The 5,991-nt window shown below is 59.5% G+C and carries 3 protein-coding genes and 2 pseudogenes; all 5 read left to right on the top strand.

The genetic code is table 11. The annotated features are described in order from the left end of the window. Window positions 1-275 precede the first annotated feature (275 nt). Window positions 276-2,108, top strand: coding sequence for an extracellular solute-binding protein (locus tag AC1DSG_RS26320; protein WP_477793507.1), 1,833 nt, complete (start codon window positions 276-278; stop codon window positions 2,106-2,108). Next, complete coding sequence (locus tag AC1DSG_RS26315) at window positions 2,105-3,946, top strand: extracellular solute-binding protein (protein ID WP_477793506.1); 1,842 nt, start codon at window positions 2,105-2,107, stop codon at window positions 3,944-3,946. The genes AC1DSG_RS26320 and AC1DSG_RS26315 overlap by 4 nt, the downstream gene beginning before the upstream one ends. A gap of 4 nt (window positions 3,947-3,950) precedes the next feature. Further along, the gene (locus AC1DSG_RS26310; protein ID WP_477793505.1) at window positions 3,951-5,024 is read left to right on the top strand and encodes a microcin C ABC transporter permease YejB; all 1,074 of its coding nucleotides are present in this window, start codon (window positions 3,951-3,953) and stop codon (window positions 5,022-5,024) included. 1 nt (window position 5,025) lies between these two features. Continuing rightward, window positions 5,026-5,925: pseudogene (locus AC1DSG_RS26305) on the top strand (ABC transporter permease); the annotation flags it as partial. Further along, window positions 5,876-5,991, top strand: a pseudogene (locus AC1DSG_RS26300) (cytidylate kinase); the annotation flags it as partial. The pseudogenes AC1DSG_RS26305 and AC1DSG_RS26300, both read left to right, overlap by 50 nt.

The raw sequence follows: 5,991 nt of genomic DNA, 5'->3' as shown, positions 1-5,991 counted from the left end.
CTGTCGAGCAGCGCGAGGCTGCGTCCGCTCGCAGCCTGCGTCAGGCTCGGGCCGCGATCGGACGAAGTAGTCGTAATCCGGTGCTATTAGTCTTACTGAAACACCGCGTCGTCTGAATCAACGACTGCTACGCAGTCGGACGCAGGCTTCGCCAGCTGCTACAACGGCCGCGCAAGCTCAATTAACCACGCATTAACCCCCTGTCTTTTTCCTGTCGATACAAGCTGTTACTGTACGGACCACTTAGCCCAAGCCGCCCGGATCGGATCTCTGACTTGAAGCGTCCCCTCCTTCTGCTCCTGATCAGCCTGGCCTTGAGCTCTCCCGCAAGCGCGACGATCAGCGAAAGCCATGGTTATGCGCAGTTCGGCACGCTCAARTACCCGGCCCGATTTACCCACTTCGACTGGGTCAACCCGCAAGCGCCCAAGGGCGGTACGTTGCGGGTGATGGCGTTTGGCACTTTCGATACGCTCAATCCATATACCTTCAAAGGCTCAAGCCCGGTCTCGACGCCGAATTTCCTGCAGTACGGGATCAATGAGCTGAACGAGCCGCTGATGGTCGGCACCGGCCAGTACGCGCCGTCCGGCGACGAGCCGACTTCCAGTTATGGCCTGATCGCCCAGTCGGTGGAATACAGCGACGACCGCAGTTGGGTAGTGTTCAACCTGCGCCCCGAAGCGCGATTCCACGATGGCTCACCCATTACCGCGCGCGACGTCGCGTTCTCCTACCGCCTGTTGCTCAAGGAGGGGCATCCGCAGTACCGGACCAATCTTCAGGAAGTAGCGCGGGTCGATATTCTCAGCCCCCATCGCGTTCGATTCGTCTTCAAGCGCACCGGCAATCCGCTATTGATCCTGCGCCTGGGCGAATTGCCGGTAATGTCTGCGCAGTATTGGAAAGGTCGCGACTTCAAGGCGACCACCTTTGAACCGCCCCTGGGCAGCGGGCCATATCGCATCACCTCGGTGACGCCCGGGCGGCAGATTGTTTTTGAACGGGTCAAGGACTACTGGGGCAAGGATCTGCCGGTCAATCGCGGCAAGTACAACGTTGATCGCATGGAGGTCGAGTTTTACCGTGACAGCGATGTCGCCTTCGAAGCATTCAAGGCTGGCGAGTTCGACGTTTACATCGAACATCAGGCCAAGAATTGGAACAACGGCTACAACTTCCCTGCGGTAAGACGCGGTGAAGTGATCAAGGCGCAGATCGCGCATCAGATCCCGACTCAGAGCCAGGGTCTGTTCATGAACACCCGGCGCCCGACCTTTGCCGAGACCAAAGTCCGCGAAGCCCTGGGACTGATGTTCGACTTCGAGTGGACCAACCGCACGCTGTTCAGCGGCGCCTACAAACGCACCCTGAGTTATTACCCCAACAGCGAATTCTCTGCCACCGGCCTGCCCGTCGGTCATGAATGGCTGATGCTCAAGCCGTATCGCGAACAGTTGCCCGCCAGACTCTTCACCGAGCCGTTCAGCCTGCCGCAAACCGACGGCCGCGGCATTCCCCGAGAAACCCTGCGAAAAGCCCTTGGACTGCTCGCTGAGGCTGGCTGGAAGCTCAATGGCCAGCGCGTACAGAACGCTGTCGGGCAACCACTGCGATTCGAGATCCTGCTGGTCAACCCGAACCTGGAACGCATCCTCCAGCCCTACGTCGAGAACCTCGCCAGTATTGGCATCGACGCGCGACTGCGCACCGTCGACCGCGCCCAGTACAAGCAGCGCCTCGATCAGTTCGACTTCGACATGATTTTGATGACGCTCAACCAGACCCTCAGCCCGGGCCTGGAGCAGTGGCAGTATTTTCATTCCAGCCAGGTCGGGATCAAGGGCAGTAAAAACTACGCCGGCATCGCCAACCCGGTGGTCGACCATTTACTCGAACAACTGCTCGCCGCCCAGAGCCGCGACGAACAAGTCGCCGCCGGCAAAGCCCTCGACCGCGTGTTGCTGTGGCAGCACTACAGCATTCCCAACTGGTACCTCAATTATCACCGCCTGGCCTACCGTAACCGGTTGGCCTTTGTCACCACGCCGCCCTACACCCTGGGCCTGAGCGCGTGGTGGCTGAAGTCTTCGGAGAAAGATCGATGAAACCCGTACGCGCCCTGCTGTTGCAGGCCAGCGGTCTGTTGTTCGCCGGGCTGGCCTGTGCCGCTCCGCAACACGCCCTGACCCTCTACAACGAACCGCCAAAGTACCCCGCGGACTTTAAACATTTCGACTACGTGAACCCGGATGCGCCCAAGGGCGGGATCTTTCGCCAGGCCGGCTTCGGTGGCTTCGACAGCCTCAATCCGTTTATCAGCAAGGGTGTTCCGGCCGACGACATCGGCATCATCTACGACACCCTCGCCAGACAAGGACTGGACGAGCCGTTCACCGAATATGGCCTGGTGGCCGGCAAGATCGAGAAAGCCCCGGACAACAGCTGGGTGCGTTTCTACCTGCGCCCTGAAGCGCGCTTCCACGATGGCCATCCGATTCGTGCCGAAGACGTGGTGTTCAGCTTCCAGATGCTGACCAAGGACGGCGCGCCGCTCTACCGCGCTTACTACAACGACGTCGAGGAAGCGATCGCCGAAGACCCGCTGACCGTGCTGTTCAAGTTCAAGCACAACAACAACCGTGAGTTGCCGCTGATCCTCGGCCAGTTGCCGGTGTTGCCCAAGCATTGGTGGGCCGACCGCGATTTCAACAAGGGCAACCTGGAGATGCCGCTGGGCAGTGGCCCGTACAAAGTCAGTCAAGTGAAGGCCGGACGTTCGATTCGCTATGAGCGGGTCAAGGATTACTGGGGCAAGGACTTGCCGGTCAATCGCGGGTTCTACAACTTCGACGTGATGACCACCGATTACTACCGCGACAACACCGTGGCGCTCGAAGCGTTCAAGGCCGGGCAGTTCGATTACTGGCTGGAGATGACCGCGAAGAACTGGGCCAATGCCTACAACGTCCCGGCCGTCACCGAAGGCCGGTTGATCAAAGAAGAGATTCCCAACGGCAACACCACCGGCATGCAGGGGTTTGTGTTCAACCTGCGTCGCCCGTTGTTCCAGGACGTGCGCGTGCGTGAGGCTCTTACGTTGCTGCTGGACTTTGAATGGACCAACAAGCAATTGTTCAACAGCGCCTACGCGCGCACCCGCAGCTATTTCGAGAACTCCGAAATGGCCGCCACCGGCTTGCCGGATGCCGATCAACTGGCGATCCTCGATCCGTTCCGCGGCAAGATCCCCGAGCAGGTGTTCAGCGAGTCGTTCCAGAACCCGGTGACCGACGCCAGCGGCATGATTCGCGACCATCAGCGCAAAGCCTATCAACTGCTGCAAGAGGCCGGCTGGCGGATCGTCGATGACAAAATGGTCGACGCCACCGGCAAACCGGTGAAAATCGAATTCCTGCTGGCCCAAACGGAATTCGAGCGGGTGCTGCTGCCGTTCAAGCGCAACCTCAGCGACCTGGGGATCGATCTGGTGATCCGCCGGGTGGACGTCTCGCAGTACATCAACCGCGTGCGCTCACGGGACTTCGACATGATCGTCGGCAGCTTTCCGCAGTCCAGTTCCCCTGGCAACGAACAGCGCGAATTCTGGATGTCGGCCGCCGCCGACAAACCCGGCAGCCGCAATTCCATGGGCCTGAAAGATCCGGTGGTTGACCAACTGGTCGAGCAACTGATCAACGCCGATTCACGCAAAAGCCTGGTGGCGCATGCCCGTGCACTGGACCGCGTGCTGCAATGGGGTTATTACGTGATCCCCAACTGGCACATCAAGACCTGGCGCGTGGCGTATTGGAACCACATCGGCCATCCGAAAATCTCACCCCTGTACGACATCGGCACAAACACTTGGTGGATCAAGCCTGACGCGAAGCCTGCGATAGAAGTCGAAACCATCCTGCAAGCCACCCCCGCGGGCACGGAGTAATCAGATGCTGGCGTATATTTTTCGGCGACTGCTGCTGATCATTCCGACCTTGTTCGGCATTTTGCTGATCAACTTCGTGATCATCCAGGCCGCTCCCGGCGGCCCGGTAGAGCAGATGATCGCCAAGCTCGAAGGTTTCGAGGGCGCCACCAGTCGCATCGCCGGCGGCGGTGCCGAAGTGTCGGTGGCCGGCTCCGCCTATCGCGGAGCCCAAGGCCTGGACCCGGCGCTGGTCAAGGAAATCGAGCACATGTACGGCTTCGACAAGTCGGCACCGGAACGCTTGTGGATCATGGTCAAGAACTATGCGTCCCTGGACTTCGGCGACAGTTTCTTTCGCGATGCCAAGGTCATCGACCTGATCAAGGAAAAGATGCCGGTGTCGATCTCCCTCGGGTTGTGGAGCACGCTGATCATGTACCTGGTGTCGATTCCGCTGGGGATCGCCAAGGCCACGCGACACGGCAGCCACTTCGATGTCTGGACCAGTTCGGCGATCATCGTCGGCTACGCGATCCCGGCGTTCCTGTTTGCGATCCTGCTGATCGTGGTGTTTGCCGGCGGCAGCTATCTGGACTGGTTCCCGTTGCGCGGGCTGACGTCGAACAATTTCGACGAACTGAGCATGGGCGGAAAAATCCTCGATTACTTCTGGCACCTGGCCCTRCCGGTGACGGCGCTGGTGATCGGCAACTTCGCGACCATGACCCTGCTGACCAAAAACAGCTTCCTCGACGAGATCAACAAACAGTACGTGGTCACCGCCAAAGCCAAGGGCCTGACCCGTCACCGTGTGCTTTACGGCCATGTGTTCCGCAACGCCATGCTGCTGGTGATCGCCGGATTCCCGTCAGCGTTCATCGGCATCTTCTTTACCGGCTCATTGCTGGTAGAAGTGATCTTCTCCCTCGACGGTCTCGGCTTGATGAGCTTTGAAGCGGCGATCAACCGCGATTATCCGGTGGTGTTTGGCACGCTGTTTATCTTCACCTTGCTGGGCCTGGTGGTGAAACTGATCGGCGACCTCACTTACACCTTTGTCGATCCGCGCATCGACTTCGAAAGCCGGGAGCATTGAGATGAACCTGTCCCCGCTGAATCGGCGTCGTTTCGAACTGTTCAAGGCCAACAAACGCGGCTGGTGGTCGCTGTGGCTGTTTCTGCTGTTATTCGGCCTGAGCCTCGGTGCCGAACTGATCGCCAACGACAAACCGCTGGTGGTGCATTACGACAACAGCTGGTACTTCCCGGTACTCAAGCGCTACCCGGAAACCACTTTCGGCGGCGAATTCCCGCTGGAAGCCAATTACAAGAGCCCGTACATCCGCGAACTGCTCAAGGCCAAGGATGCCTGGGTACTTTGGGCGCCAATTCCCTACAGTTACCAAAGCATCAACTACGACCTGAAAGTCCCGGCCCCGGCGCCACCGTCGATGGAAAACCTGCTCGGCACCGACGATCAGGGCCGTGACGTGCTGGCGCGGGTGATTTACGGTTTCCGAATTTCGGTGTTGTTTGCCCTCACCCTGACCATTCTCAGCTCGATCATCGGCGTGATTGCCGGGGCCTTGCAGGGTTTCTATGGCGGCTGGGTGGACCTGGCCGGGCAACGTTTTCTGGAAATCTGGTCCGGCTTGCCGGTGCTGTACCTGCTGATCATCCTGGCCAGCTTCGTGCAGCCGAACTTCTGGTGGCTGCTGGGGATCATGCTGCTGTTTTCGTGGATGAGCCTGGTGGACGTGGTGCGTGCCGAGTTCCTGCGTGGCCGCAACCTTGAATACGTACGCGCGGCGCGGGCATTGGGGATGCAGAACGGTGCGATCATGTTCCGCCACATCCTGCCCAACGCCATGGTCTCGACCATGACGTTCATGCCGTTCATCCTGACCGGCGCGATCGGCACCCTGACTGCGCTGGATTTCCTCGGTTTCGGCTTGCCACCCGGCGCGCCGTCGATACTTGCAGTTGAAGGGCAAAGTCGATGGTGTTAGTCTGTCGAGTCTGCTAGATGAGATACGTGTTCGCGATGAGCGTGACACCCAGCG

The sequence above is a fragment of the Pseudomonas sp. P5_A12 genome (assembly GCF_056400685.1).
Note: the sequence above shows the minus strand (reverse complement) of the source record. Positions and strands in the feature narration are given on the sequence as shown.

Excerpts from the sequence above, each read along its gene's own strand:
- AC1DSG_RS26315 (WP_477793506.1), top strand. The coding sequence starts at position 2,105 with ATGAAACCCGTACGCGCCCTGCTGTTGCAGGCCAGCGGTCTGTTGTTC.